The organism is Bordetella genomosp. 7 (genome assembly GCF_002261265.1).
Taxonomy (GTDB): domain Bacteria; phylum Pseudomonadota; class Gammaproteobacteria; order Burkholderiales; family Burkholderiaceae_B; genus Bordetella_A.
The window spans coordinates 683846-709252 of the sequence record NZ_NEVK01000004.1; the positions used below are offsets into that span (position 1 = coordinate 683846).

24 protein-coding genes and 1 tRNA gene are annotated in these 25407 nt (G+C 64.1%); 6 read left to right on the forward strand and 19 right to left on the reverse strand.

The features are described 5' to 3' along the window. Window positions 1–23: 23 nt before the first annotated feature. Both infC and thrS read right to left on the reverse strand, forming a co-directional pair. On the reverse strand, window positions 24–593 hold the full coding sequence (infC, locus tag CAL19_RS10385; protein ID WP_231494617.1) for a translation initiation factor IF-3: 570 nt from the start codon (window positions 591–593) through the stop codon (window positions 24–26). Further along, window positions 593–2542, reverse strand: a complete 1950-nt coding sequence (gene thrS / locus CAL19_RS10390) for a threonine--tRNA ligase (RefSeq protein WP_094796712.1) — start codon at window positions 2540–2542, stop codon at window positions 593–595. The genes infC and thrS overlap by 1 nt, the downstream gene beginning before the upstream one ends. Window positions 2543–2968: 426 nt before the next feature. On the opposite strand from thrS, the gene CAL19_RS10395 reads away from it, so the two are divergent. Together CAL19_RS10395 and CAL19_RS10400 are read left to right on the forward strand one after the other, a co-directional pair. After that, window positions 2969–3700, forward strand: a complete 732-nt coding sequence (locus tag CAL19_RS10395) for a response regulator transcription factor (protein ID WP_249276285.1) — start codon at window positions 2969–2971, stop codon at window positions 3698–3700. A gap of 4 nt (window positions 3701–3704) precedes the next feature. Then, window positions 3705–4037: a hypothetical protein gene (locus CAL19_RS10400; protein ID WP_094796714.1), complete on the forward strand. Its 333-nt coding sequence runs from the start codon at window positions 3705–3707 to the stop codon at window positions 4035–4037. A gap of 63 nt (window positions 4038–4100) precedes the next feature. Here CAL19_RS10400 and CAL19_RS10405 read toward each other — a convergent pair whose 3' ends face one another. From CAL19_RS10405 to CAL19_RS10480, 16 genes are all read right to left on the reverse strand, one after another. Beyond that, window positions 4101–4304: a cold-shock protein gene (locus tag CAL19_RS10405; RefSeq protein WP_026641194.1), complete on the reverse strand. Its 204-nt coding sequence runs from the start codon at window positions 4302–4304 to the stop codon at window positions 4101–4103. Between the two features lie 296 nt (window positions 4305–4600). Further along, window positions 4601–4677, reverse strand: a tRNA-Val gene (locus tag CAL19_RS10410). Between the two features lie 27 nt (window positions 4678–4704). After that, complete coding sequence (locus CAL19_RS10415; RefSeq protein ID WP_249276286.1) at window positions 4705–5367, reverse strand: phosphoribosylanthranilate isomerase; 663 nt, start codon at window positions 5365–5367, stop codon at window positions 4705–4707. A 10-nt stretch (window positions 5368–5377) separates the two neighbouring features. Continuing rightward, on the reverse strand, window positions 5378–7045 hold the full coding sequence (locus tag CAL19_RS10420) for a TRAP transporter large permease (RefSeq protein ID WP_094796716.1): 1668 nt from the start codon (window positions 7043–7045) through the stop codon (window positions 5378–5380). Window positions 7046–7047: 2 nt separating this feature from the next. Next, a complete protein-coding gene (locus CAL19_RS10425; protein WP_026641197.1) occupies window positions 7048–7668 on the reverse strand; it encodes a TRAP transporter small permease subunit in 621 nt (206 codons plus the stop codon). 207 nt (window positions 7669–7875) lie between these two features. Beyond that, window positions 7876–8970: a TRAP transporter substrate-binding protein gene (locus CAL19_RS10430; RefSeq protein WP_026641198.1), complete on the reverse strand. Its 1095-nt coding sequence runs from the start codon at window positions 8968–8970 to the stop codon at window positions 7876–7878. A 144-nt stretch (window positions 8971–9114) separates the two neighbouring features. Beyond that, window positions 9115–9921, reverse strand: coding sequence for a tRNA pseudouridine(38-40) synthase TruA (gene truA, locus CAL19_RS10435; protein ID WP_094796717.1), 807 nt, complete (start codon window positions 9919–9921; stop codon window positions 9115–9117). Window positions 9922–9925: 4 nt separating this feature from the next. Continuing rightward, window positions 9926–11770 carry a type IV pilus assembly protein FimV gene (locus tag CAL19_RS10440; protein WP_094796718.1) on the reverse strand — a complete coding sequence of 615 codons (1845 nt, stop codon included), beginning with the start codon at window positions 11768–11770 and terminating at the stop codon, window positions 9926–9928. A gap of 175 nt (window positions 11771–11945) precedes the next feature. Continuing rightward, entirely contained in the window at window positions 11946–13076 is a 1131-nt protein-coding gene (gene asd / locus CAL19_RS10445) for an aspartate-semialdehyde dehydrogenase (RefSeq protein WP_026641200.1), read from the reverse strand. Between the two features lie 202 nt (window positions 13077–13278). Continuing rightward, a complete protein-coding gene (gene leuB, locus CAL19_RS10450; protein WP_094796719.1) occupies window positions 13279–14355 on the reverse strand; it encodes a 3-isopropylmalate dehydrogenase in 1077 nt (358 codons plus the stop codon). A gap of 81 nt (window positions 14356–14436) precedes the next feature. Then, window positions 14437–15087 carry a 3-isopropylmalate dehydratase small subunit gene (leuD, locus tag CAL19_RS10455; protein ID WP_026641202.1) on the reverse strand — a complete coding sequence of 217 codons (651 nt, stop codon included), beginning with the start codon at window positions 15085–15087 and terminating at the stop codon, window positions 14437–14439. A gap of 12 nt (window positions 15088–15099) precedes the next feature. Next, on the reverse strand, window positions 15100–16503 hold the full coding sequence (gene leuC / locus CAL19_RS10460) for a 3-isopropylmalate dehydratase large subunit (protein WP_026641203.1): 1404 nt from the start codon (window positions 16501–16503) through the stop codon (window positions 15100–15102). 129 nt (window positions 16504–16632) lie between these two features. After that, on the reverse strand, window positions 16633–17475 hold the full coding sequence (locus CAL19_RS10465) for a M48 family metallopeptidase (RefSeq protein WP_419670217.1): 843 nt from the start codon (window positions 17473–17475) through the stop codon (window positions 16633–16635). 25 nt (window positions 17476–17500) lie between these two features. Beyond that, on the reverse strand, window positions 17501–18559 hold the full coding sequence (aroC, locus tag CAL19_RS10470) for a chorismate synthase (RefSeq protein WP_026641205.1): 1059 nt from the start codon (window positions 18557–18559) through the stop codon (window positions 17501–17503). A gap of 88 nt (window positions 18560–18647) precedes the next feature. Then, entirely contained in the window at window positions 18648–20144 is a 1497-nt protein-coding gene (locus CAL19_RS10475) for a protein adenylyltransferase SelO (RefSeq protein WP_094796720.1), read from the reverse strand. Further along, window positions 20141–20524, reverse strand: coding sequence for a DUF2069 domain-containing protein (locus CAL19_RS10480; RefSeq protein ID WP_026641207.1), 384 nt, complete (start codon window positions 20522–20524; stop codon window positions 20141–20143). The genes CAL19_RS10475 and CAL19_RS10480 overlap by 4 nt, the downstream gene beginning before the upstream one ends. Window positions 20525–20541: 17 nt before the next feature. Here CAL19_RS10480 and CAL19_RS10485 point away from each other — a divergent pair, with 17 nt between their 5' ends. Together CAL19_RS10485 and CAL19_RS10490 are read left to right on the forward strand one after the other, a co-directional pair. Continuing rightward, window positions 20542–21903, forward strand: a complete 1362-nt coding sequence (locus CAL19_RS10485) for a YihY family inner membrane protein (protein WP_026641208.1) — start codon at window positions 20542–20544, stop codon at window positions 21901–21903. Then, complete coding sequence (locus CAL19_RS10490; RefSeq protein WP_026641260.1) at window positions 21887–22357, forward strand: CBS domain-containing protein; 471 nt, start codon at window positions 21887–21889, stop codon at window positions 22355–22357. Before CAL19_RS10485 ends, CAL19_RS10490 begins: the two co-directional genes overlap by 17 nt. A 26-nt stretch (window positions 22358–22383) precedes the next feature. Here the strand turns inward: CAL19_RS10490 and dusA are convergent, their stop codons facing one another. Then, entirely contained in the window at window positions 22384–23361 is a 978-nt protein-coding gene (dusA, locus tag CAL19_RS10495; protein WP_026641209.1) for a tRNA dihydrouridine(20/20a) synthase DusA, read from the reverse strand. A 200-nt stretch (window positions 23362–23561) separates the two neighbouring features. On the opposite strand from dusA, the gene CAL19_RS10500 reads away from it, so the two are divergent. Next, entirely contained in the window at window positions 23562–24530 is a 969-nt protein-coding gene (locus tag CAL19_RS10500; RefSeq protein ID WP_094796721.1) for a homoserine kinase, read from the forward strand. A gap of 55 nt (window positions 24531–24585) precedes the next feature. Next, a complete protein-coding gene (locus CAL19_RS10505) occupies window positions 24586–25398 on the forward strand; it encodes a BPSS1780 family membrane protein (RefSeq protein WP_094796722.1) in 813 nt (270 codons plus the stop codon). Window positions 25399–25407 lie beyond the last annotated feature (9 nt).

Below are 25407 nucleotides of genomic sequence, written 5' to 3' on the forward strand. Positions count from 1 at the left end.
ACCGGCCATGCGGGGCGTGGCGTTCAGGAGGCCGAATCGGACTTGCCCGGAACGCTCTTTTTGCGAGGAGCCAGCACCATGACCATCTGGCGCCCTTCGAGCTTGGGCATGGCCTCGACCTGGGCCAGTTCGGTCAGGTCGTCGCGCACGCGCTCGAGCACGCGCATGCCCAGTTCCTGGTGAGCCATTTCCCGGCCACGGAAACGCAGCGTTACCTTGGCCTTGTCGCCTTCTTCCAGGAAACGGCGCAGATTGCGCAGCTTGACCTGATAGTCGCCTTCGTCGGTCGCGGGCCGGAACTTGACTTCCTTGACCTGGATGACCTTCTGCTTGGCGCGCGCTTCGGCTTGCCGCTTTTGTTCCTGGTACTTGAACTTGCCGTAGTCCATCAAACGGCAAACTGGCGGATCCGCGTTGGGCGCGATTTCGACCAGATCCACGTCGGCTTGCTCGGAAAGACGGAACGCATCGGCGATCTTGACGATACCGAGCTGTTCCCCGTCCAGACCTATCAGGCGCACCTCGGGGACGCGGATTTCACCGTTGATGCGATTGGCTTTTTCAGTGGCGATGTTGACGACTCCTAAAAGAATTAACTATCACTGCTTTGTTGTTGCACGACGCGGCGGGCGGCAACGTCTTCGGCCAGGCGGGCGGTAAAGGCCTCGAGCGGGATGACGCCCAGGTCCAGTCCGCCCAGCCCACGGACGGCAACGGTACCATTTTGCTTTTCCTTGTCGCCCACGACAAGGATGTACGGCACCTTTTGCAGGCTATGCTCGCGGATTTTACGAGTGATTTTTTCACCACGCAAATCGGACTGTACTCTAAAGCCTTGTTTTTTCAGGGTTTGTGTGATTTGCGCCGCATAATCGGCAGACGGCTCGGAAATACAGCAGACCACGGCCTGCACCGGCGCCAGCCAGGGCGGCATCGCGCCGGCGTAGTTTTCGATCAACATGCCGATGAAACGCTCGAGCGAACCCAGGATGGCCCGGTGCAACATGACCGGCGCCCGACGCTGATCCTCGGCATCGACGTACTCGGCGCCCAGCCGCTGCGGCATGGAGAAATCCACCTGGATCGTGCCGCACTGCCAGTGCCGTCCGATCGCGTCCTTGAGCGTGTATTCGATCTTGGGGCCATAAAAGGCGCCCTCGCCCGGCGACACCTCGAATTCGCAACCGGTACGCCGCAGGCTTTCCATCAGGGCGGTTTCGGCCTTGTCCCAGATTTCGTCGCTGCCGATGCGCTTTTCGGGGCGCGTGGCCACCTTGTACAGCACTTCGTTGAACCCAAAGTCGCGATAGACCTTCTGCAGCAGTTCGGTGAAGGCCGCGCATTCGTCCTGCAACTGGTCTTCGGTACAGAAAATATGTCCGTCGTCCTGGGTGAAGCCGCGCACCCTCATCATGCCATGCAGGGAGCCCGAGGGCTCGTTGCGGTGGCATTGCCCGAATTCGCCGTAGCGCAGCGGCAGCTCGCGGTAGGAATGCAGGCCGGCGTTGAAGATCTGCACGTGGCCCGGGCAGTTCATGGGCTTGAGTCCGTACACGCGGTTCTCGGACTCGGTGGTGAACATGTTTTCGCGGTAGTTGTCCCAGTGGCCGGTTTTCTTCCACAGCGACAGGTCGAGGATCTGCGGCGCCTTGACTTCCTGGTAGCCATTGTCGCGATACACCGCGCGCATGTATTGTTCGACCTGCTGCCACAGCGTCCACCCCTTGGGGTGCCAGAAGATCAGCCCGGGGGCTTCGTCCTGGAAGTGGAAAAGGTCGAGTTCGCGGCCGATCTTGCGGTGATCGCGGCGCTCGGCTTCTTCGAGCATGTGCAGGTAGGCGTCCTGCTCTTCGCGGGTTGCCCAGGCCGTGCCGTAGATGCGCTGGAGCATCTCATTGTTGCTGTCGCCCCGCCAGTAGGCGCCCGCCACTTTCATCAGCTTGAAAACCTTGAGCTTGCCGGTGGACGGCACGTGCGGGCCGCGGCACAGGTCGATGAAATTGCCTTCGCGGTACAGGCTGAGCGTTTCGTTCGCGGGGATCGAAGCGATGATCTCGGCCTTGTAGTCTTCGCCGATGCTCTTGAAGTACGCCACGGCATCGTCACGCGTCCATTCTTCGCGTGTCACGATTTCGTCCTTGCGCGCGAGTTCGGCCATTTTCTTTTCGATGGCCGCCAGGTCTTCCGGCGTGAACGGGCGCTTGTACGAGAAATCGTAATAGAAGCCGTTGTCGATAACGGGCCCTATGGTGACCTGCGCGTCGGGAAACAGTTCTTTTACGGCATAGGCCAGCAAGTGAGCGGTGGAATGGCGGATGAGCTCCAGCCCGTCAGGATCTTTGGCGGTGACGATGGCCAGTTGCGCGTCCTGCTCCAGCAGGTGGCTGGTGTCGACCAGCCGGGGGGCGTCGCCCGCCACGGTGATGCGCCCGCCCAGGGCTGCCTTGGCCAGTCCGGTGCCGATGGACTGCGCGACCTCGGCCACCGTGACCGGGCCGGGAAACTGACGCTGCGAACCATCTGGCAAAGTGATCTGTACCATCGAGAATTTCCTGGGGAAGAAACGAGAAACGCGGCTGTCCGCCGCGTTCCGTCTGGTGCTTGCTGGGACTGCCACTGCCTGACATGGGCAAACCCGACGCTGAAAAAACTAACGCGACATGGGGCGGAAGTTTCCGGTCGTAGTTCGTGTCGGGCGAGACGTCATGCCTGGCAGCCTGTAAAACCGGCACGCGAAGTGCGCGCCTGTAGTCAAAGATTGTAGCATCCCCGCCGCCGCTTTGCCCTTTCGGAACCCACGACGCTCGCCACGGTCGATATAAAAGCGGACGCCCTCCCCCTCGCGCTACACGCCCAGCTTGGACAAGTCTGATTTTGCGGGCACTTTCGCTTTGTCGCTCTACATACTGGGTACCCTCGACGCACTGCGTACCCAACTTCAGGGCGCCGCCCGCCAGTTCTTCACATCATGCCGCCCTTCCGGACCTCCGCCCCCACCCACCCGGCCTCCGTGCCCAGCACGGCTGGACGCCGCTACATGCTGCTTTCGGGCGCCGACGATCGCATACGGGTTGCCATCCTCGACGACCATCCCGTCATCACGCTGGGGGTGGCCGCCTACCTCAGGTCACAACCCGATTTCGACATCGTGCACACCGAGACTTCGTCGGAAGCCCTTCTGGACAAGCTGGCGCGCCAGCCGTGCGATATCGCCATCGTCGATTTCTACCTGCCTCGACAGGCCTGGGACGGCGTGGACTTCATACGCAGGCTCAGGCGCCACTACCCCAAGATGGCCATCATCACCTTTTCGGCCGGCGCGCCGGCCGAAACGGAATATGCCGCCTTTCGCGCGGGCGCCCACGGATACTTGCCCAAAACCGCATCCCTGCCCGTGCTGATTGACGTCTTGCGTGCCGCCTGTAACCAGCATGGCCGTGGTTTCATCACCTACCGAAATGGCGAACTGCTCACGACGGCTCCCGCGCACCCGGACACCCGCCTCACGGCGGCGGAAATCGAAGTGCTGCGCCAGATCGCGCAAGGGCTGTCCGTTACACAGATCGCCGCCCGCCTGCTGCGCAGCAAGAAAACCATCAGCACGCACAAGCGTCGCTCAATGAAAAAACTCGGGCTGGCCGACGACCTGGCCTTGGCGCTGTACCTGAAAGAAAAATTCGACCAGCAGGCAGGCCCTTGACACCATGGTGCATATCGACACGGTCTTGTCGCTGTACCCCGATGCGTCCATCAGGCGCCGGCTGCTCGAAGAAGCGCTTGCGCATCTTCATGACGATCTCGCCACGTTGCGGGTGGCCGTCACGGCGGGCGACTTCCGCCAAGCGCGGCAACAGGCTCACCGCGCGAAAGGTACGGTGAGCTTTCTCGGACATGTCCATGCCTTGCCGGCTTTCGACCGGCTTGCGGCCGCGCTCGATACGGAAAACGCCGGGGCCGTCGGCCCATCCTACGCACGCGTCGAAGCGCTATTGCTCGAGTTGGAAATCCGGCTGCGCCAACATCTGGCTGCGCTTTGAACGCGAATCGGATGCGCAAACAAAAAACCCTCGCGAACGAGGGTTTTTCGAGAGCGATGCCGATCAGAGAACGCGGATCTTGGTGGCCTGAGGCCCCTTGGCGCCCTGCGACTGAACATAGCTGACGCGCTGGTTTTCTTCCAACGACTTGTAGCCGTTACTTTCGATTTCCGAGAAATGGGCGAACAAATCTTTGCCGCCGTTCTCGGGCATGATGAAGCCAAAGCCCTTGTCTGCGTTAAACCATTTCACGATGCCGGTTTCCATAGTGCTTCCTTAAGTAAACAACACACGAGCAAATGCTCGAAAAGACGATCAAGGAAGGACTGTGGACAATGATGGCGCGTCAGACGCGCATGACCGCACTACGATCACAACACTTGAGAATCAGGCCCACTATGGGCGGCATGTGCAGTTAAGTCAACCACCGTTTCAAATGAGCCGCTCCAGGCAACAAACCAAGGGTGACAACCCCTTTATGCATCACCAGGGGCAGCCGCAATACACGGCAGGCAAACAGCAAAAAGCCGCAGCAGCAAATAGCTGCGCGGCTCAAGTAATTCTGGTAGGCGGTATTGGAATCGAACCAACGACCTCTACGATGTCAACGTAGCGCTCTAACCATCTGAGCTAACCGCCTGCAAAGAAGCGAGATTATATACACATACTATTCGCCGCGCAAGCGATCGTCGGCCCGCCGCACAGCCGCGCAGAGTTCGCGAATTTTGGCCGGCGATTTTTCGCCGGGTGCGGTTTCGACTCCGCTGCTGACATCGACCGCCCACGGCCGATTGACCGAAATGGCCTGCTCCACGTTGGCGGCATTCAGCCCGCCGGACAGGATCACCGGACGCGCCGCGGCGTCGGCCCGCACAGCGGCCAGCAAGCTGTGGTCGAAAGCCTGGCCGCTGCCGCCGTAACCGGCGCTGTAACTGTCGAACAGCCAGCCGGCCGCCCCGTCGAAGGCACGGCATGCATCGGCCAGCGTTTGTGGAGCATCCAGGCCTGGAGCGCCGGCGCGGAAGGCCCGCAGGTAGCGGGTTCCATACCGGGCACAGTCAGCGGCGGTTTCGTCGCCATGAAACTGCAACAGATCGGGCCCGACTTCATCCAGCACGGCGCGGATCTCGGCCTGGCTGGCGTTGACAAACAAGGCCACCACATCGACAAAGGCGGGAACCGTGCGGCGCAGCTGCGCCGCGCGCGCCGGCGACACATACCGCTTGCTTGGCGGGTAAAACACGAAGCCGATCGCGTCCGCCCCGGCCTGCACGGCCGAGGCGATGTCTGCTTCGCGGGTCAACCCGCAGATTTTGACGCGAGTACGCATGGATTGCTGCTTACTTGAACGCGGCTGCCGGATCGGCGGCTTCGTTGCCGTAGATACCGGTGCCATACGTGGTTTCGATTTCGATCTTCACCGTGTCGGGGTCGACGGTAGACATGCCGGATTTGTAATGCATGACCATGCCGGGGAAAATCATCACCGCCGCCACCATGATCAGCTGGATCACGATGAACGGCACAGAACCCCAGTATATCTGCCCCGTGGTCACCGGTTCGATCATCTGGCCGGTTACCTTGTCCTTGTAGCGATCCTTGGCGGCCACGGATCGCAGGTAGAACAAGGCAAAACCGAACGGCGGATGCATGAACGACGTCTGCATGTTCACGGCCAGGAGGATGCCGAACCAGATCAGGTCGATGCCCATCTTGTCGGCCACCGGCCCCAGCAGCGGCACGATGATGAACGCCAGCTCGAAGAAGTCCAGGAAGAAGGCCAGCACGAACGTCAGGACGCTGACGACGATCAGGAAGCCCCATTGGCCGCCCGGGACGCTGGTAAGCAGGTGCTCGACCCACAGGTCGCCGCTGACGCCGCGGAAGGTCAGGCCGAACACGGTCGAGCCAACCAGGATGAACACCACGAAGCACGACAGCTTGGTGGTGGTATCCATGGCCTGGCGCAACAGGTCCAGCGTCAGGCGGCGGCGGATCAAGGCCATGATGATGGCGCCCACGGCACCCATCGCTCCTCCTTCGGTGGGCGTGGCCACGCCGATGAAGATGGTGCCCAGCACCAGGAAGATAAGAAACAGCGGCGGGATCATCACGAAGGTGACGCGCTCGGCCAGGGCCGACAGCACGCGCAGCTTGAACACCCTGTTGATGATGGCGATCACAAAAGCAGTCAGGCCCCACAGCAGCAGGCTGAGCACCACCTTTTCGTCGACCGGAGCGTCGGCCTTTTCGAGCCATTGCGTCAACAGGTACGCGGACACTGCCGAGATCAGCATCAATACCAGCAATGATCGGCCGCCGCGCGAGCCGTTGGGCTCGCGGAACGCGCGCGCCTCTTCGGGCAGGGCCGGAGCCGACGAAGGCTTGATGATGGACATCAGCACGATGTACGCAATGTACGCGCCAGCCAGCAGGAACCCCGGCACCATGGCCGCGCGATACATGTCGCCAATGGACCGGCCCAACTGGTCGGCCAGGATGATCAGCACCAGCGAGGGCGGAATGATCTGCGACAAGGTGCCCGAGGCGGCAATGACGCCCGTGGCCAGCCGCCTGTCATAGCCGTAGCGCAGCATGATGGGCAATGAAATCAGGCCCATGGAGATCACCGAGGCCGACACCACGCCGGTGGTGGCGGCCAGCATGGCGCCCACCACCACCACCGCGATGGCCAGGCCGCCGCGCAACGGGCCGAATACCTGCCCGATGGTTTCCAGGAGGTCTTCGGCCATGCCCGATCGCTCGAGCACCAGGCCCATCAGGGTGAAGAACGGCACCGCGAGCAAGGTGTCGTTGGACACGATGCCGAACACCCGCTGCGGCAATGCCTGGAACAGCGAAGCGTTGAACAGGCCCAGCTCCATGCCGACCAGGCCATACAGGATGCCGTTGGCGGCCAGGGCAAACGCCACCGGAAAGCCCAGCAGCAGGAACAGCACCAGCGTGCCGAACATGATCGGCGCCAGATTTGCGATGAGAAACTCCATGATCAGCGGTCCCTGTTTTGTTGTTGCAGGGCCGCTTCGCGCGCCTGCGCTTCACGGGCGATTTCTTCGGCCAGCAGTTCCTCGGCTGACTTGCCTTCGGCACGGGCGAGCGGATCAGGCCCCTGGCCGCGCAGGTATGCCACGCACTTGATCAGGCGCGAGATGCCGGCCAGCACCAGCAGCGCAAACCCCACCGGTATCATCAACTTGACCGGCCAGCGCACCAGGCCGCCGGAGTTCGACGACTGCTCGTTCGAAATGTACGAATCCATGAACATGGGCCACGACAAATACATAATGAGGATGGCCATCGGCAGCAGGAAAAACAGTACGCCGAAGATTTCGATGTAGATCTGCGTCCGCCGGGACAGCCGCGACGACAGGATGTCGACGCGCACGTGTTCGTTCTTGAGCAGGGTGTAGCCAGCCGTCAGCAGGAACATGGCGCCAAACATGTACCACTGCAGTTCCAGCCAGGCGTTCGAGCTGGTCTCGAACACTTTGCGGACCACCGCGTTGCCGGCGCTGACCAGCACCACCAGCAGCGTGATCCATGTCACGGCTTGGCCAACCCGCAGATTCAGCGCGTCAATGGCGCGCGATATAGCGAGTAATGCTTTCATGATGGGAAAAATATCCGGAAAGGGAAAATACCTTGCGCCGGGTGCGGCGCAGGCGTGAGCATGCGTGGTCTACGGGGTGTCCGGGTTATGCCACGGGCATGCGGCGCCTTGGCGACGCCGGCTTGTGACAAGCGCTGCGGCAGGCGGAATCGGGCGATTTTACCCCCGGCCCGCCCCGCCGCCCCGAAACCCCAAGCCGCTGCCGACTTACTGGCCCCGGTTGATCGTGCCCATGAAGCCGTCGAAACTGCCCTCGGCCAGACGGAACCACGGGATTTCGTTATTGCGGAAGGCCACCATGTCGTCATAGACCTTCTTGAACATGGGGTCTTTCGCGGAGAACTCGTTGTACACCTTCACGGCCTCGGCATAGCAGGCATCCATGACGGCCTTGGGAAAAGCCTTGAGCTCGGCGCCCTGCGACACCAGGCGGCGCAAAGCGGCCGGGTTCTCAGCATCGTACTTGGCGATCATGTCGTTGGTGGCCGTGGCGGCCGCCTGCGCCAGCACCGACTGGTAATGCTTGGGCAGTTGGTTATACACGTCCTGGTTAACGTACAGCGACACCTGCAGCGTGCCTTCCCACCAACCCGGGAAGTAGTAGTGCTTGGCCACCTTGTGAAAGCCCAGCTTCTCATCATCGTACGGGCCGATCCATTCGGCGGCGTCGATGGTGCCCTTTTCGAGCGACGGGTAGATGTCGCCGCCGGCAATCTGCTGCGGCACGACGCCCAGGCGCGACAGGACGGCGCCGGCGAAAGCGCTGGCACGGAACTTCAGCCCCTTGAGGTCATCGACGGTCTTGATTTCGTTGCGGAACCAGCCGCCCATCTGCGTGCCGGTGTAACCGCAGGGGAAATTGACGATGTTGTACTTCTGGAAGAGCTCGCGCGTGAGCTTCAGGCCATTGCCGTGGCGCATCCACGCGTTCATCTGACGCGTGTTCAGGCCAAAAGGCACCGCACCGTCAAAGCACAGCGCGGGGTCTTTGCCGAAATAGTAGTACGAGGCAGTGTGCCCGCATTCGATCGTATTGTTCTGTACGGCATCCAGCACCTGCAGGGCGGGCACAATTTCGCCCGCCGGGAAAGCGCGGATGTTGAATTTGCCGTCCGTGGCCTCGGAGACATACTTCGCCAGGTTTTCGCCGCCCGAATAAATAGCGTCGGCGCTGCGCGGAAAGCTTGATGCCAGCCGCCAGTTCAGCGTGGGCGATTCTTGCGCCACCACCGGAGCGGCAAGCGCGGCGCCGCCAGCTGCGGCGCCCAATGTGGCCTTTTTGAGGAACGAACGACGATGCATTACAGAAGTCTCCTGGTTGGGATCAATATGCAAGCGCGTACCGTTCGTGTGAAACGGCCGCGAAACGGCGCCGGTATAGGGCGCCAATTTTTTCGCTCGCAATAATATAGCGATTCCAGGAAGTTGCCTGCCTGCTGATTACCCTTAAGAAAATGTAATTCGGGGCATCAATTGGCTGCTGCCGTCGGTGTCGTTCAAGCTGTATTCAGGCGGATATTCGATCGCGGTCAGGTATAGGCCGTCGGGCGCGAAAGTGGCCGCGCCGCAGCGCCGGTCGCGCGCGGCAAGCAAGGCCGACATCCACGCCACTGCCTGCCGCCCCTGCCCGACCTGCAACAGTGCGCCGAGCAGGTTGCGCACCATGTGATGCAGGAAAGCATTGGCGCGCAACCTGAACACAAGGAAAGGCCCGCACTCTTCGATAGCCAGCTCGTGCAGCGTGCGTACGGGATGACGCGCCTGGCACTGCGAGGATCGAAAGCTGGAAAAATCGTGCTCGCCCAGCAGAAGCGCCGCAGCCTGGCGCATGGCTTGCACATCCAGGGGCTGGAAGCACCAGCCCGCACGGCCGGCCCATAGCGGTGGGCGAACCCGTCCGCGCCACAGCAGATAGTGATAAGTTCTGGACCGCGCGGAGAACCGCGCATGGAATGTGTCGGACACGGGTTGCGCCCACAGCACCGAGATACTGGGCGGCAGGAAGGCGTTGACGCCCCGCACCCACGACTCGGCGCGCCGCTGCAAGCTTGTGTCCAGATGCACCACCTGCATGGCGGCGTGCACGCCCGTATCCGTGCGGCCCGCGCAAATCGTGGCCACGCGGCCGTCTATGCCCGCGAACCGGCCCAGCGCCGCTTCAAGCGTGTCCTGCACAGTCTGCCTGTGCGGCTGGGTCTGCCAACCTTGCCAACCCGACCCGTCATAGGCCAGGCCCAGTGCAACGCGGGGCACGGACTCAGGCCCGTCCGCCAGGACGCGGCTCGTCGGTGGGGGGCTGGTCGAGGTCGAGGTTGATGCTATTGAGTTTGCGGTTCAGGGCTTCGGTGTCGAGCGCCTCACCGTAGGTGGCCTCGTCTTCATCCGCGCGGCGCGCGCCGGCGCGCCGCAGCACCCATGCCACGATCAGCACGATGATGGCCAGCGCCGCGGTCACCACGACAAGCAGATTGTTTGCCAACCAGCCGGGCATCGAATCCATGGCGGCTTCCTTTTCGTTGTTGCTGGCCGCATCCGCAGCGCTGCGGGCCGTAGATTGTGTACCCGGCGTGACGGCAGCGCCGTCGGCGCCCGCCACACCGGAAGTGCCTGCTGCACCGGAAGTGCCTGCTGCACCGGGTGCGCCTGCCGCACCGGGAGTGCCTGCTGCGCCGGGAGCGCCTGCCGCACCGGGAGCGCCTGCTGCACCGGGAGCGCCTGCCGCACCGGGAGCGCCTGCCGCACCGGGAGCGCCTGCCGCACTGGGTGCGCCTGCCGCACCGGGAGTGCCTGCCGCACCGGGAGCGCCTGCTGCGCCAGGAGTGCCTGTTGCGCCGGGAGTGCCTGCCGCACCGGGAGTGCCTGCTGCACCAGGAGTGCCTGCCGCACCAGGAGTGCCTGCTGCACCGGGAGTGCCTGCTGCACCGGGAGCGCCTGCTGCACCAGGAGTGCCTGCCGCACCGGGTGCGCCTGCCGCACCGGGAGCACCGGCTGCACCCGGGCCACCTGCTGTGCCGGCGCTGCCTGCCGCAGCCGAGGAGTCGGCATTGCCGGGTGCCTGGCCGGGCGTGCCCCCGGCATTGCCGTCGGTATTGCTGCCCAGCGCCTGGTTCAGGGCATCGACGTTACCTTGCAACGTCTGCACGCGCTGCTGGGTATCCTGCATGGCGCGATCGGCCGAAACACGCGTATCCGCCTGCGCGTCGGGCGAGTCGGCAGCACTGACGCGCAGGCGGTCCTGCGGCGCCGGGGCTGTACTGGCCTGGCCCGCCTGCGCCTCGCTTACCTGCCCCGCTGCCGCGCTGCCACTGGCGGCAGCCGTCGCACTGCCGGCGGCGTCGGCCGCGGCGCGACCGCGATAGCGGTCGAAGGCTTCAAGGTGCTGGGCGTAGATGCGGCGCGCTTCGGCCGGGTCAATGGCGCGAACGGTCGCAGCGTCCGGGATGGACAGCGTTTCGCCTGCGCGCACCAGATTCATGTTGCTCTGGATAAACGCGTGCGGATTGGCACGCCACAAGGCAACCAGCATCTGGTACATGCTGGCGTCCGGCACCGCATTGCGGCGAGCAATGCGAAACAGATTGTCGCCGCGGCGTACCGATACTGAACCCGCGGCCGCCCGCTCGGCGGTCGCCGCCCCTACACGTGGCGACTGTACGCCGGGCGCGGCGCCGCGCTGCGGCACCAGAATGGTGACCTGTATTTGTCGCTGGCCCAGGCTGGACTGCAAGTCGAGCAGCAGATCGACCGCGGACGTTGCCAGCGGTTGCGATGATGTGATGCTGATGTTCCGGGCGGCTTGGCGTTGCACGTCACGAATGGTGACCCGCATGGTGTCCAGCGGCACGGGCGGTTGCAGCCCGGCCCGACGCCAGGCGTCCGCATCGGCCACCCTGACTTGCAGCGAGGCCGCCTCTTCGGGAGTCAGGCCGTCCAAGGGAATTACCACTTGCAAAGGTGCTCCCGGAGCCGACACCACCCGGGAATGCCCGACAGTGGCCGCCTGCGTCATGGGAACAACTGATGCACCCAGCGCCAAGGCCACGGCCCAGTTCAGGGCTTTGAGACGGCAAGTGTGGGAAACGCGGCGCGAACGCGAGGTCATGGTGTGGAATCCTGCAGAACGAATCGTTTTACCGGCCTATGCTGGGCGAAAGTGTAATGGATGGACTCTGATTCACAAATCGCATCCCGCTCTTGCGTAAGGATAAAAGGCAAAGGCACCCGCAGGTGCCTTTGCCAGGCCCGAAAGGCCATGAGTGCAACCGCAAGCCGGTGAATCAGGCTTCGGCCAGCGCAATGCGCAACATGCGCCGCAACGGCTCGGCGGCGCCCCACAAGAGCTGGTCGCCCACCGTGAAAGCGCCCAGGTACTGGGGCCCCATCGACAGCTTGCGCAGGCGCCCGACCGGGATATCCAGGGTGCCCGTCACGGCCACCGGCGTCAGCGCACGCATGGTGTCTTCTTTGGTGTTGGGCACGACCTTGGCCCATTGGGTACCCTGCGCGATAAGCGCTTCGATCTCGTCGAGCGGGATATCGCGCTTGAGCTTGATGGTCAGCGCCTGACTGTGGCAGCGCATGGCGCCGATGCGCACGCAGAATCCGTCGATAGGCGTGGCTGGAGTGCCAAAGCTCTGCCCGCGACCGAGAATCTTGTTGGTTTCAGCTTCGGCCTTCCATTCTTCGCGCGACATACCGTCGCCCAGGTCCTTGTCGATCCAGGGGATGAGGTTGCCGCCCAGGGGCACGCCAAAGTTTTCTTGCGGCAGCGCCGGGTCTTGTTGCGCCTGGAGCACGCCACGATCGATTTCCAGGATCGCCGAGGCCGGATCGTCGAGCAGAGGCTTGACCGCCTGGTTGAGCAGCCCGAACTGGGTGAGAAGTTCGCGCATGTGCTGCGCGCCGCCGCCGGAAGCCGCCTGGTAGGTCATGGATGTCATCCATTCGACCAGGTCGTTATTGAAGAGCCCTGCCAGGCCCATGAGCATGCAGCTGACCGTGCAGTTGCCCCCGACGAAATTGCGTACGCCGCGCTTGAGCGCCGCGTCGATAACCGGCCGGTTGACCGGGTCGAGGACGATGATGGCGTCGTCTTTCATGCGCAGCGTGCTGGCCGCGTCGATCCAGATGCCCGTCCAGCCCGCCGCGCGCAGCTTGGGGAATACCTCGGTGGTGTAGTCGCCGCCCTGCGCCGTGACGATGATGGGCAGTTTTTTCAGAGCATCGATGTCGTAGGCGTCTTGCAGCGGGCCGGCGCCATCGGCCCAGGCGGGCGCAGCGCCACCGGCGTTGCTGGTGGAAAAGAAAACGGGGTCGATCAGGGCGAAGTCGTTTTCGTCACGCATGCGTTGCATGAGAACGGAACCGACCATGCCGCGCCAGCCGACCAGGCCTACTGCTTGCGTCATGTTCAATGCTCTTGGAAAAATGGATAAAAAAGCCGGTTATCCCGACAATTTATCAGAATGCCGGACAGAAATGTTGCACTGCAGGGCAAAAGGGGCCTGCGGGAGCCCCCGCCCCTGCCGTCGGAAAGCGACTGCCGTGCAGCCGGCGCGAGCCCTGCGTCCCGGGCGGAACCGCAACGCAGGGATGCTCGCTGGCGCTGCGTCAGCGCAACGCCTTGAGCACGGCGTCGCCCATTTGCGACGTAGACACCCTGGTGGTGCCCGGCTCGTGGATGTCTGCCGTGCGCAGGCCATCGGCCAGCACGGTGCGCACGGCCGCTTCGACACGATCGGCCTGCGAAGCCAGGTTCAGCGAGTAGCGCAGCAACATGGCCGCGGACAATATCGTGGCAAGCGGATTGGCAATGCCCTGCCCCGCGATGTCTGGCGCGGATCCGTGGCTGGGCTCGTACAGGCCCTGGCCCGACGCGTTCAGCGAAGCCGATGGCAGCATGCCGATCGATCCGGTAAGCATGGCCGCTTCGTCGGACAGGATGTCGCCGAACAGGTTGCCCGTAACGATGACGTCGAACTGGCGCGGGTTGCGAACCAGTTGCATGGCGGCGTTGTCGACATACATGTGCGACAGTTCGACATCGGGATAATCGCGCGCCACCTCGATGACGATGTCGCGCCAGAATTGCGAAGTCTCCAGCACATTGGCTTTGTCGACGCTGCACAGTTTTTTGCCGCGCTTGCGCGCCGACTCGAAGCCGATGCGGGCGATGCGCCGAACCTCTGTATCGGCGTAGCGCATCGTGTCGAAGCCTTCCCGCTCGCCCGCAAAAGGGCCGTCGGCCGCGGCGCGCACGCCGCGCGGCGTACCGAAATAGATGTCGCCGGTGAGTTCGCGGATGATCAGGATGTCCAGCCCGGCAACAATTTCGGGCTTCAGCGACGAAGCGCTGGCCAGTTCGGGATACAGAATGGCCGGGCGCAGGTTGGCAAACAGCCCCAGCGCCTTGCGCAGGCCCAGGATGGCCTGCTCGGGACGATGCTCGCGCGGCAGGCTGTCGTATTTCCAGTCGCCAACCGCGCCAAACAGCACGGCGTGCGAGTTGCGGGCCAGATCCAGCGTGGCCTGCGGCAGCGGATGACCCGCCTGGTCGTAGGCCGCGCCGCCCACCGGCGCCTGTTGTATTTCGAGCGGCAAGCCGAGCGCGCCCAGCACACGTACGGCCTGCTCCACAATTTCGGGGCCGATGCCGTCGCCGGGCAACACTGCGATGTTGTGCGTCATGAAAAGAACCTATCGATAAATAAAGAATCAGTGCAGGGCAGCAGGCGCCCCGCGCCGCTCATGCGCGGCGCGGGTACGCGCTCAGCCCAGCGGCCGGCTTTCGAGCCAGGGATGGCGCGCCAGGCGCTCGGCCTCGAAGGCGCGGATCTTGTCGGAATGGCGCAGCGTCAGCCCGATGTCGTCAAAGCCGTTCAACAGGCAATACTTGCGAAACGGCTCGATATCGAAATGCATGGCGCGGCCTTCAGGCGTGACCACGACCTGCTGGTCGAGATCGATACGCAATTTGTAGCCCGAGAACGCCCTGACTTCGTCGAACAGGCGCGCCACTTCGAGCTCGGACAACACAATGGGCAAGAGCCCGTTCTTGAAGCTGTTGTTGAAGAAAATATCGGCGTACGACGGCGCGATGATGGCGCGAAAGCCGTACTGCGTCAGCGCCCAGGGCGCATGCTCGCGGCTGGATCCGCAGCCGAAATTCTTGCGGGCCAGCAGCACCGACGCCCCTTGGTAGCGCGGCTGGTTCAGCACGAAATCGGGGTTGAGCGGGCGCTTGCTGTTGTCCATGCCGGGCTCGCCGTGATCCAGATAGCGCAGCTCGTCGAACAAGTTGGGGCCGAAGCCGGTGCGCTTGATCGATTTCAGGAACTGTTTCGGAATGATGAGGTCGGTGTCGACGTTCTCGCGGTCGAGCGGCGCGACCAGGCCTTCGTGAGTGGTAAATGCTTGCATGAGAGTCGCTCTTTAGCGGAAGTTGCGTACGTCGACAAAATGGCCCGCCACCGCGGCGGCGGCGGCCATGGCCGGGCTGACCAGATGCGTGCGCCCGCCTTGCCCCTGACGCCCTTCGAAATTGCGGTTCGACGTCGAGGCGCAGCGTTCGCCGGGTTCGAGGCGGTCGGCGTTCATGGCCAGGCACATGGAACAGCCGGGTTCGCGCCATTCGAAGCCGGCTTCGATGAAGATCTTGTCCAGCCCTTCGCGTTCGGCCTGCTGCTTGACCAGGCCAGAACCGGGCACGACCATCGCCTGGCGCACGTTGGCGGCCACGCGCTTGCCGCGCGCCACGGCGGCCGCGGCGCGCAGGTCTTCGATGCGCGAATTGGTGCACGAGCCGATGAACACGCGGTCGATGCGGATATCCGTCAGCGGCGTGTTGGGCTTGAGCCCCATGTATTGCAGCGCGCGCTCCATACCGTTGCGGCGCACGTCGTCTTTCTCGCGATCGGGATCGGGCACGCGCGCATCCACGGGCAACACCATTTCAGGCGATGTGCCCCACGAGACCTGCGGCTTGATGTCCTGGGCGTTGATTTCGACGACGCGGTCAAAGCTGGCGCCCGGGTCGGTGTGCAAGGTGCGCCAGTACGCGACGGCCTGGTCCCACAGCGCGCCGGTGGGGGCGAACGGACGGCCACGGAAATACTCGATGGTCTTGTCGTCCACTGCCACCATGCCCGAGCGCGCGCCCGCCTCGATCGCCATATTGCAGACGGTCATGCGGCCCTCGACCGACAGGCCCCGGATGGTGCTGCCGGCAAACTCGATGGCGTGGCCCGTGCCGCCCGCCGTGCCGATGACGCCGATGATGTGCAGCACCACGTCTTTGGCCGTACAGCCGAAGGGCAGCTCGCCTTCGACCTTGATGAGCATGCTCTTGGCCTTTTTCATCAGCAAGGTCTGCGTGGCCAGCACGTGCTCGACCTCGGAAGTGCCGATGCCGAAAGCCAGCGCGCCCAGCGCTCCGTGCGTGCTGGTGTGCGAATCGCCACAGACGACGGTCATGCCGGGCAGCGTGGCGCCCTGCTCGGGCCCGATGACGTGCACGATGCCCTGGCGCAGGTCGGCCATGCGGAATTCGGTGATGCCGTATTTATCGCAGTTGGCATCCAGCGTATCGACCTGCAGGCGCGACACCGGGTCGTCGATGCCGCGTGCGCGGTTCAGCGTGGGAACGTTGTGATCGGCCACCGCCAGGTTGGCACTGACGCGCCAGGGCTTGCGTCCGGCCATGCTCAGACCTTCGAAGGCCTGCGGACTGGTGACTTCGTGCAGCAGATGGCGATCGATGTACAGCAAACAGGTGCCGTCGGATTCCTGGTGGACGACGTGGGCGTCCCAGAGTTTGTCGTAGAGAGTTTGGGCCATGAGTAGACTCGAGCAAGATCCGGACGAGCCGGACGGGGACATCGAAAATCGATGCCCTCGATTATGCCCATGCTCTCAACCTAGTACAACGGCAGCTGTTATCCTAGTATTGGTAGCACCACCCTGCTGCTACCTGGCTTTGCCGCCCGCCTGCTCATACAGCGGCATCACACGCTGCGCCGCCGCTTGCAGTTCGGAAATGCGTGTGGCGGCCGACGGGTGCGTGGACAGAAATTCCGGCGGCGCGCTGCCGCCGTCGGCCGCGCCCATCTTCTGCCACAGCGTCACCGCCGCTCGGGGGTCGTAGCCCGCACGGGCGGCCAGTTCCAAGCCCATCAGGTCGGCCTCGGTTTCGTGCGTACGACTGTTGGGCAGCGTGAACATCACGTCGGTAAGCTTGCTGCCCAGGTCGGCGGACACGCCCGTTGCGATGGACAGGACCGAAAGGCCCAGGTTGGTAACCATCTGCTGTGATACGCGTTCGCGCGCATGCTCGCGCAGCGCATGGGCGATTTCGTGGCCCAGCACCGCGGCCAGTTCGGCGTCGCTGGGTTTGATCTGGTTGAGCAGACCGGTGTACACGGCAATCTTGCCGCCCGGCATGCACCAGGCATTGACTTCATTGACCGACAGGACGTGCACTTCCCATTGCCAGTTTGCAGCGTCGGGGCGGAAGGTGCCTACCTGGGCGATGAGCCGCTTGGAAATTTCGCGCACGCGGGCAACCTGCCGGGCGTCGCGATCCAGCGCCCCCTGTGCGCGAGCCTTCTGGATGATCTCGGCATACTGCTGCCCTGCTTCCTGGGTCAGGGCCTGTTCGGGCACCATGCTGGACATGTACTGGGTACGCTCGATGCCGATGGCGCCCGATTGCGTGGTATTGACACTGGCGCACCCTGCAAGGGCGATGCCGCCGGCCACTGCCGCCGCACGCAGCGGCCTGCGCAAAACTGTTCGAATTCCCGCGTTCATGCACACCTCCGGAACGTTTTTCGGCTCAGCCGCACTGCCCCCGATGACGCAGTGCGTGGTCGATAAGGACGAGCGCCAGCATGGCCTCGGCAATAGGCGTGGCGCGTATGCCCACGCACGGGTCGTGGCGGCCCAGCGTCTGCACCATGATGGGCTCGCCGGCCCGATTGACCGAGCGCCGCTCGACCCGGATGCTGGACGTGGGCTTGATGGCCAACGACACCGTAATGGGCTGGCCGGTGCTGATGCCGCCCAGCACCCCGCCCGCATTGTTTCCCACAAAACCATCAGGCGTGATCTCGTCGCCGTGCTCGGAGCCGCGCTGCGCAACGCAATCGAACCCCGCACCGATGGACACGCCCTTGACGGCGTTCAGCCCCATCATGACATGCGCGATGTCGGCGTCCAGGCGGTCGTACAGGGGCTCGCCCCAGCCCGCAGGCAGGTTTTCGGCGATGACTTCGATGCGCGCACCCACTGAATCGCCGTCGCGGCGCAGCTGGTCCATGTAGGCTTCGAGCTCGGGCACGATGGCGGCATTGGGCGCATAGAACGGATTGGCCGGCACGTCATCCCAGGACACAAAGGGAATCGGAATGGGCCCCAGCTGGCTCATATAGCCCCGTATCCGCACCCCGTACTGCTGCGCGAGCCATTTCCGGGCGATGGCGCCGGCAGCCACCGTGGGCGCCGTAAGACGGGCCGATGACCGACCGCCTCCGCGCGGATCGCGCAGGCCGTACTTGTGTGTATAGGTGAAATCGGCGTGTCCGGGGCGGAAGGTATCGGCGATGTTCGAATAGTCTTTGCTGCGCGCGTCGGTATTGCGGATAAGCAGCGCAATAGGCGTGCCGGTGGTCACCCCTTCGTAGACTCCCGAAAGGATCTCGACCTGGTCGGGTTCCTGGCGCTGCGTCACGTGTCGCGATGTGCCGGGCCGGCGACGGTCGAGCTCGGCCTGGATGTCAGCCGCTTCCAGGGGCATGCCCGGCGGGCAGCCATCGACAATGCAGCCGATGGCGGGCCCGTGCGATTCGCCAAAATTGGTGACGCAGAACAGAGTACCTAGGGTGTTGCCGGACATAAACGGTTCAGAAAGGCGTTGGAAGCAGATGCGATTATGACACTGACCGGCGCGGCGCCCGCTACCAAACGTAGCGTGCGCGTGCCGCTCAGGAAGAACAGCTGACTTCGATGCCGCCGGCCCAGTCGGGCGGCAGCCCTGCGTAGGCCTCGTATCCGGGGCGTTCGACGCAGGGGTCGCGCAACAGGCGCAGCAAAGTGTCGATCTCGCCGGCGTCACCGGCCTTGGCGGCGCGGATCGCCTGCTCGGCCAGGTGATTGCGAAGCACATAAAGCGGGTTTACGGCATCCATGCCGCGCGCGCGCTGCTCGGCGTCGGCCGGGCCGGCATCCTGCGCATGGCGCGCCGCCAGCCGTTCGTACCAGGCCAGGGCAGCGGCGCGATCGATGAACAGGTCCTGGAACCCCTGTGGCCGCCCGCGTACCGCGTCGGCCAGCCGGCGGAACGTCAAGGTGAAGTCGGCGCGCTGCTCGTGCATCAGGCGCAGCAGGTCGTCAAGCAGCGGCTCGTCGTCCGCGCGCCAGGCGTTCAGGCCGAGCTTGGCCGCCATGCGCTGGTGGAACGCCCGCGTGAAAGCGGCTTCATAACCGTCCAGCACACCGCGCAGCGCGTCCGCGTCCGGAACCAGCGCATGCAGGCTTCCCCCCAGCCGATACAGGTTCCACAACCCTACCGACGGCTGGCGGTTCCATGCGTAGCGCCCTTCGCTGTCGGAGTGGTTGCAGATATGGTCGAGCCGGAACGTATCCATGAAGCCGTAAGGGCCGTAGTCGAGCGTCAGGCCCAGTATCGACATATTGTCGGTATTCATGACACCGTGGCAGAACCCCACGGCCTGCCAGTCGGCCATCAACAGGGCGGTGCGGCGCACGACCTCTTCGAACATGCGCAGCACGGGGCCCGTGGCGCTGGCGTCGCCGCCCGCTGGCGTTTCACGGCATTGCGGATAGAACTTGTCGATGACGTAGTCGGCCAGGATGCGCAGCTCTTCGGGCTGGCGCCGGGACGACCAATGCTCGAACGACCCGAAGCGCACAAAGCTGGGCGACATGCGCAGCACGATGGCGGCCGTCTCGACGGTTTCGCGCATGACCGGGTCTGCAGAAACCACGATGGCAAGGGCCCGCGTGGTGGGAATGCCCAGCCCGTGCATGGCCTCGCTGGCCAGGTACTCGCGCACCGACGAACGCAGCACCGCCCGTCCATCGCCCATGCGCGAGTACGGCGTCATGCCCGCCCCCTTGAGCTGCAATTCCCAGTTGCCATGCGGGCCGGCGACCTCGCCAAGCAAGTGAGCACGCCCGTCGCCGAGCTGGCCGGCCCACACGCCGAACTGGTGACCGCTGTACACCGCTGCCAGGGTATCGCCGCCGGGCAACGCCTGCGCCCCCGCGCACACCCGCAGGAACTCATCGGACTGCAGCGCCTGGCTCGACAGCCCTATCAGCCTGGCCGCCTCTTCGTTGGCGTGCAACAGGCGGGGGTCCGTCAGGGGTTGCGGTTGCAGGCGGGTATAGAACGCCGGCGGCAGGGCCGCATAGCTGTTCTGCAGGCGCAGTTCGCCCAGGGTATGGACAAGGCTCATGATGTACCTGCCGTGCGCCGCGCCCGTGCCGCCCGCTTGGCCGGACGCACGTACAAAATGGCTGCGATGAAAAACACCAGCGACAATGCGACTTCGACGCCCGCAAGCGCCATCGACAGCGGCGCCGGGTCGGACATCACGCGCACTGTGCCTTCCATCAGGTACAACAGCACCAGCATCGAGGCCCACTGGAAGGTATACACGTCGCCTCGCAGGACGCCTCGCAGCGGAAACGCCAGCGGCAGCGCTTTGAGCAACAGCCAGGAACCGCCGGGACGGATGGGCGCGAGGACGGTTTCCCAGGCCACGCACAAGGCAATCAGGGCCAGCAGCGCCGCCGCCGCGACGCGTCGCAGATGGGGGTTGAGTTCAGAGTTCATACTGCTATTATCGCCTGATGAGCCACTCTGCAGAGCCCGCCCCCGCTCAGCCGGCGGCGGCCGCTGTCTCCCGTCGGCGCGCCACCTGGGTGGCGCGCACCGGCAGGGTGTTTCGTTTCGCCGCGCAGCGCGCCGACGAAGAAAAGCTCCTGCAGGTGGCCTCCAGCCTTACATTCACCACCGTGCTGGGTATCGTCCCCATGCTGGCCGTGGTGTTGTCGTTGTTCACCGCCTTCCCCGTATTCCAGGATTTCCGCCTCGCCCTGGAGGATTTCCTGGCAAACAGTCTGATGCCGCCGGCGGTATCAGACAACATCATGGATTACCTCAACCAGTTCGCCTTCCAGGCCTCGCGCCTGACGGCGATAGGCGGCGCATTCCTGGTGGTCACATCGCTGCTGCTGATCATGACCATCGACAAGTCATTCAACGATATCTGGCACGTGACGCGCCAACGCCCCCTGCCCCAGCGCGCGCTGGTGTATTGGGCGGTCATTACGCTGGGGCCGGTCGTGGCGGGGGCCAGCCTTTGGGCCACGTCGTTCCTGGCTCGCGAATCGATGGGCCTGGTGGGCGACGTTCCGGAACTGCTCAGCCTGGCCATTTCCTTTGCCCCGCTGATGCTGACCGGCCTGGGCTTCGCGGCGCTTTTCGTGGTGGTGCCCAATCGCCACGTGTATTGGCGCGACGCGCTGGTCGGCGGATTCAGTGCGGCCATCGTCCTGGAGTTGACCAAGGCGGCGTTCGCCTATTACCTGACGCGCTTTCCCACGTACACGGTCATCTATGGCGCCTTCGCCACGCTGCCCATTTTCCTGCTGTGGATTTACCTGTCGTGGCTGGCCGTGCTGTTCGGGGCCACGGTGGCTGCCAGCGGGCCGCTGATAAGGCTGGGCCGCTGGGAAATAAACCGGGCGCCCGGCGCACCCTATATCGACGCGCTGGCGGTGCTGCGCTCGCTGCAGGCCGCGCAGGGCATGCGCCCCCCCGGCCGCAGTGCCGCAAGCCTGGCCAAGCGGCTGCACCTGCACCATGATGAACTCAACGATGTGCTGGACAAGCTCGAAACCGTGGGCCTGGCCGCCCGCACGACGGAACAACGCTGGGTATTGGCGTGCGATCCGCGCGAAACTACGCTAGAAGTCGTGGTGGACAATTTTCTGCTCGACAGGCGCCAGCCGCGCCTGCGCGACGAACCCGGAATCCTGCGTGCGGCCGCAGCCATATTGGGCAGCCAGCCCTCGCCCACGCTGGAAGAACTGACCGGCGTGGCGCACAATACCACCGAAGCATTTGCGGCCGTGGTGCCGCTCGAGACGAAAATAAGCAGCAAGAGGGGGCCGCGGGCCCCGGGAGATCATCATGTTGAAAGTCAGTGAAATTCTGCGCGTCAAGGGCGACACGCTTTATACCGCCAAACCCGACACACCCGTGGCGACCGCCGTCCAGACCATGAGCGAGCAGGATATCGGCTCGCTGGTCATCATGGAATCCGGCATGCTGGTCGGCATGCTGACCTTCCGCGAAATCATCCGCCACCTGCACGATCACGACGGCCAACTCGGGCAGACCACCATACGCGCCATCATGGACGACGCGCCCGTCAGCGTATCGCCCAATACCAGCGCCGACGAAGTGCAGCGCCTGATGCTCGAAAAACACGCGCGCTATATCCCGGTAATGGATGGCCCCACGCTCCTGGGCGTGATTTCGTTCTACGACATGGCGCAGGCCATCGTGGCCGCGCAACAGTTCGAGAACAATATGCTCAAGGCCTATATCCGCGACTGGCCCATGGACAGCTCGCCCGCCAACAGCAGCAGCAAGCCCTGAAGATACAGGGGCCAGAGCCCGCCCGGTCAGGGGGCGGCGCTCAGCGCGCCTGCGGGCGCGCGCTCCAGCGGTGCGCCCTGCAGGGCACGCCAGGCCTCGAAGATCAGCGTCGGGTCATTGGCCGACAGGCGGGCGGGGTCCGACAACATCCGGCGCCAGCGCCGCGCGCCAGACTGGCCATTCACCAGCCCCAGCAACGGGCGCACGATGATCCGTAGCGGCACCCCGCGGGCGATCTCGCGCGCCGCATAGCGCACCATCTCGTCGACTACCTGCGCATCAGTGGGCAGCCGCACCGATGGCCACAATTGCATCGATACCTCGGACAATACCCGGGGCGTATGCCACGCGGCCCTTCCCAGCATCACGCCATCGAAGTCATCCAGCGCCTGAACCGACTGCGCCGCGTCGGCCAGCCCGCCATTGACCACGAAGACGCAGTCGGGAAAGTCGGATTTCAGTTGCCTGGCGGTGTGATAGCGCAACGGCGGAATTTCGCGGTTGTCTTTGGGCGAGAGCCCCTTGAGCACGGCGTTGCGGGCGTGCACGATGAACACGCGGCAACCCGCCTGGTGGATGGTCCCCACGAAATCGCGCACAAAATTGTATGAATCGTCGTAATCGAGGCCCAGCCGGTGTTTGATGGTGACAGGCACATCCACCGCATCCTGCATGGCCTTGAAGCAATCGGCCACCAGCAGCGGCTCGGCCATCAGGCAGGCGCCGAATGCGCCGCGTTGCACACGCTCGGAAGGGCAACCGCAGTTCAGGTTGATCTCGTCATAGCCCCACTGGCGGCCCAGGCGGGCGGCATGGGCCAGGGCGTCGGGCTCGCTGCCGCCCAGCTGCAACGCTACCGGATGCTCGGCCGCATCGAAGTCCAGATGACGATCGACATTGCCGTGCAACAGCGCGCCGGTGGTGATCATCTCGGTGTAAAGACGCGCGCGCGGCGCCAGCAGCCGGTGGAAATAGCGGCAGTGGCGATCGGTTACGTCGATCATGGGAGCGACACAAAGGCGCCAGTCGGAAGCGTTAAGCATTGCGTTATTACGATGAATAATCGGCTATTTTACGGCGCGCCGCACCGGCTCCGCCGCCACGGCCCGCAAGGCCCGCGCGCCCCGTAGACTAAAATTGCGGCGCACCCCCGTGCGGCGCCGCCTGCGGCGCACGCCGGCCGTCTCACTCTAACCGCTGACCCATGGCCGTATTCACCCCCGTTTCTGACGCCGATGCCCGCGCCCTGCTCACCCGATTCGAACTGGGCGAACTCGTATCGCTACGCGGCATTACCGCCGGCATCGAGAACACCAATTACTTTCTGGCCACGACCCGCGGCGAATATGTACTGACGCTGTTCGAGGTGCTGACCCAGGAACAACTGCCGTTTTATATCGAGTTGATGCATCACCTGGCCTCGCGTGGCGTGCCGGTACCGCAGCCCCAGACCCTGCTTGACGGCAGCCGCCTGACGAGCCTGCACGGCAAGCCCTGCGCCATCGTGACGCGCCTGCCCGGCGGCTACGAACCGGCGCCCGGGCCCACGCACTGCGCGCTGGCCGGCGCGACACTGGCCCGCGCGCACCTGGCGGCGCGCGATTTTCCCTTGCAGCAGCCCAACCTGCGCGGCCTGGCGTGGTGGCGCGAAACCGCGCCCAAAGTCATGCCGTTTCTGGACGCCGGCCAGGCCCGGTTGCTTGCGCTCGAACTGGAACTGCAACAAACCGCCGCCGCCACGCCCGCCTGGCAGGCTCTGCCCGCGGGCCCGGCGCACTGCGATCTGTTCCGCGACAACGTGCTGTTCGCGGGCACGTTCGAAACCCCGCAAATGGGCGGCATCATCGACTTTTACTTCGCCGGCTGCGACACCTGGCTGTTCGACGTTGCTGTCAGCGTGAATGACTGGTGCATCGAGCGCGATAGCGGCAAGTTCGTGCCCGAACTCGTGCATGCCTGGCTGCAGGCTTATGCCGCGATACGACCGTTCACCGACGACGAACGCCAGGCGTGGCCCACCATGTTGCGCGGGGCCGCGCTACGCTTCTGGATATCGCGCCTGTACGACTTCTTCCTGCCGCGGCCCGCCCAGACACTCAAGCCCCACGATCCGCGTCATTTTGAAAGAGTGTTGCAAGCACGCCACCAGCCAGGGCTGCCGGCCTTGCCCTAAGCGCCACCGCCCGCATAATTGAGTGTAAAGACCCCTTTAAGGCCCGACTTTTCCTATGCAAGCAGCATGTTTACCCGCATCGTATGGTTGGCAATGGGTGCGTGATGGCCTGCGGCTCTTCAAGAAGCAGCCCCTCGCAGTGTTCACCTGGGCGCTGGCAATCAGCCTGCTGGTGCTGTTTGCAACCTTCACGCCCCCCATCGGGCCGCTGATCTTCGTGGCGCTGATGCCGGTGATCACGCTGATGACGCTCGCGGCATGCAAGCACATCGACGCGGGCCGCATCATGCTGCCTTCGATGTGGCCGCAACCGCTGATGCGGCCGGGCGCCCTGAAAAAGATGCTCATCCTGGGCGTGCTGTACGCGGGGCTGTGCATTGGGGCGGGCCTGGTATCGTTCATGCCGTTCGCTTCGGCCCTGACCGAAAGCATGCGGGTGGCGTCCATCGAGCAGGATCTCACGCCGTTCATCAGCGCCATGCGCGTGCCCCTGGTGCTGTTCGGCTTCCTTTACGTCATCATCGCGGCGTTGTTCTGGCACGCCCCGGTGCTGGTGGCCTGGCACGGCTTGCGTATCGGCCAGGCCCTGTTCTTTTCGGGCGTTGCATGCTGGCGCAATAAATGGCCGTTCCTCGTATACGGCGTGGCGTGGATCCTGGTATTTCTGTTCATCGATCTGTGCGCCGGCCTGCTCATGGCCGTCGGCTTGCCGCCTTCGCTGGCCGGCTCACTGCAGGTTCCATTGAACATCGCCGCGGGCGGCGTACTGTACTGCAGCTTCTATCCCGCCTATACGTCCGTGTTCGGCATCGAAGACACCCATGCACGGCTCGACCATGGCGATGGCCAGCCGCAGTCCGAGCCCTGACGCCCGGCT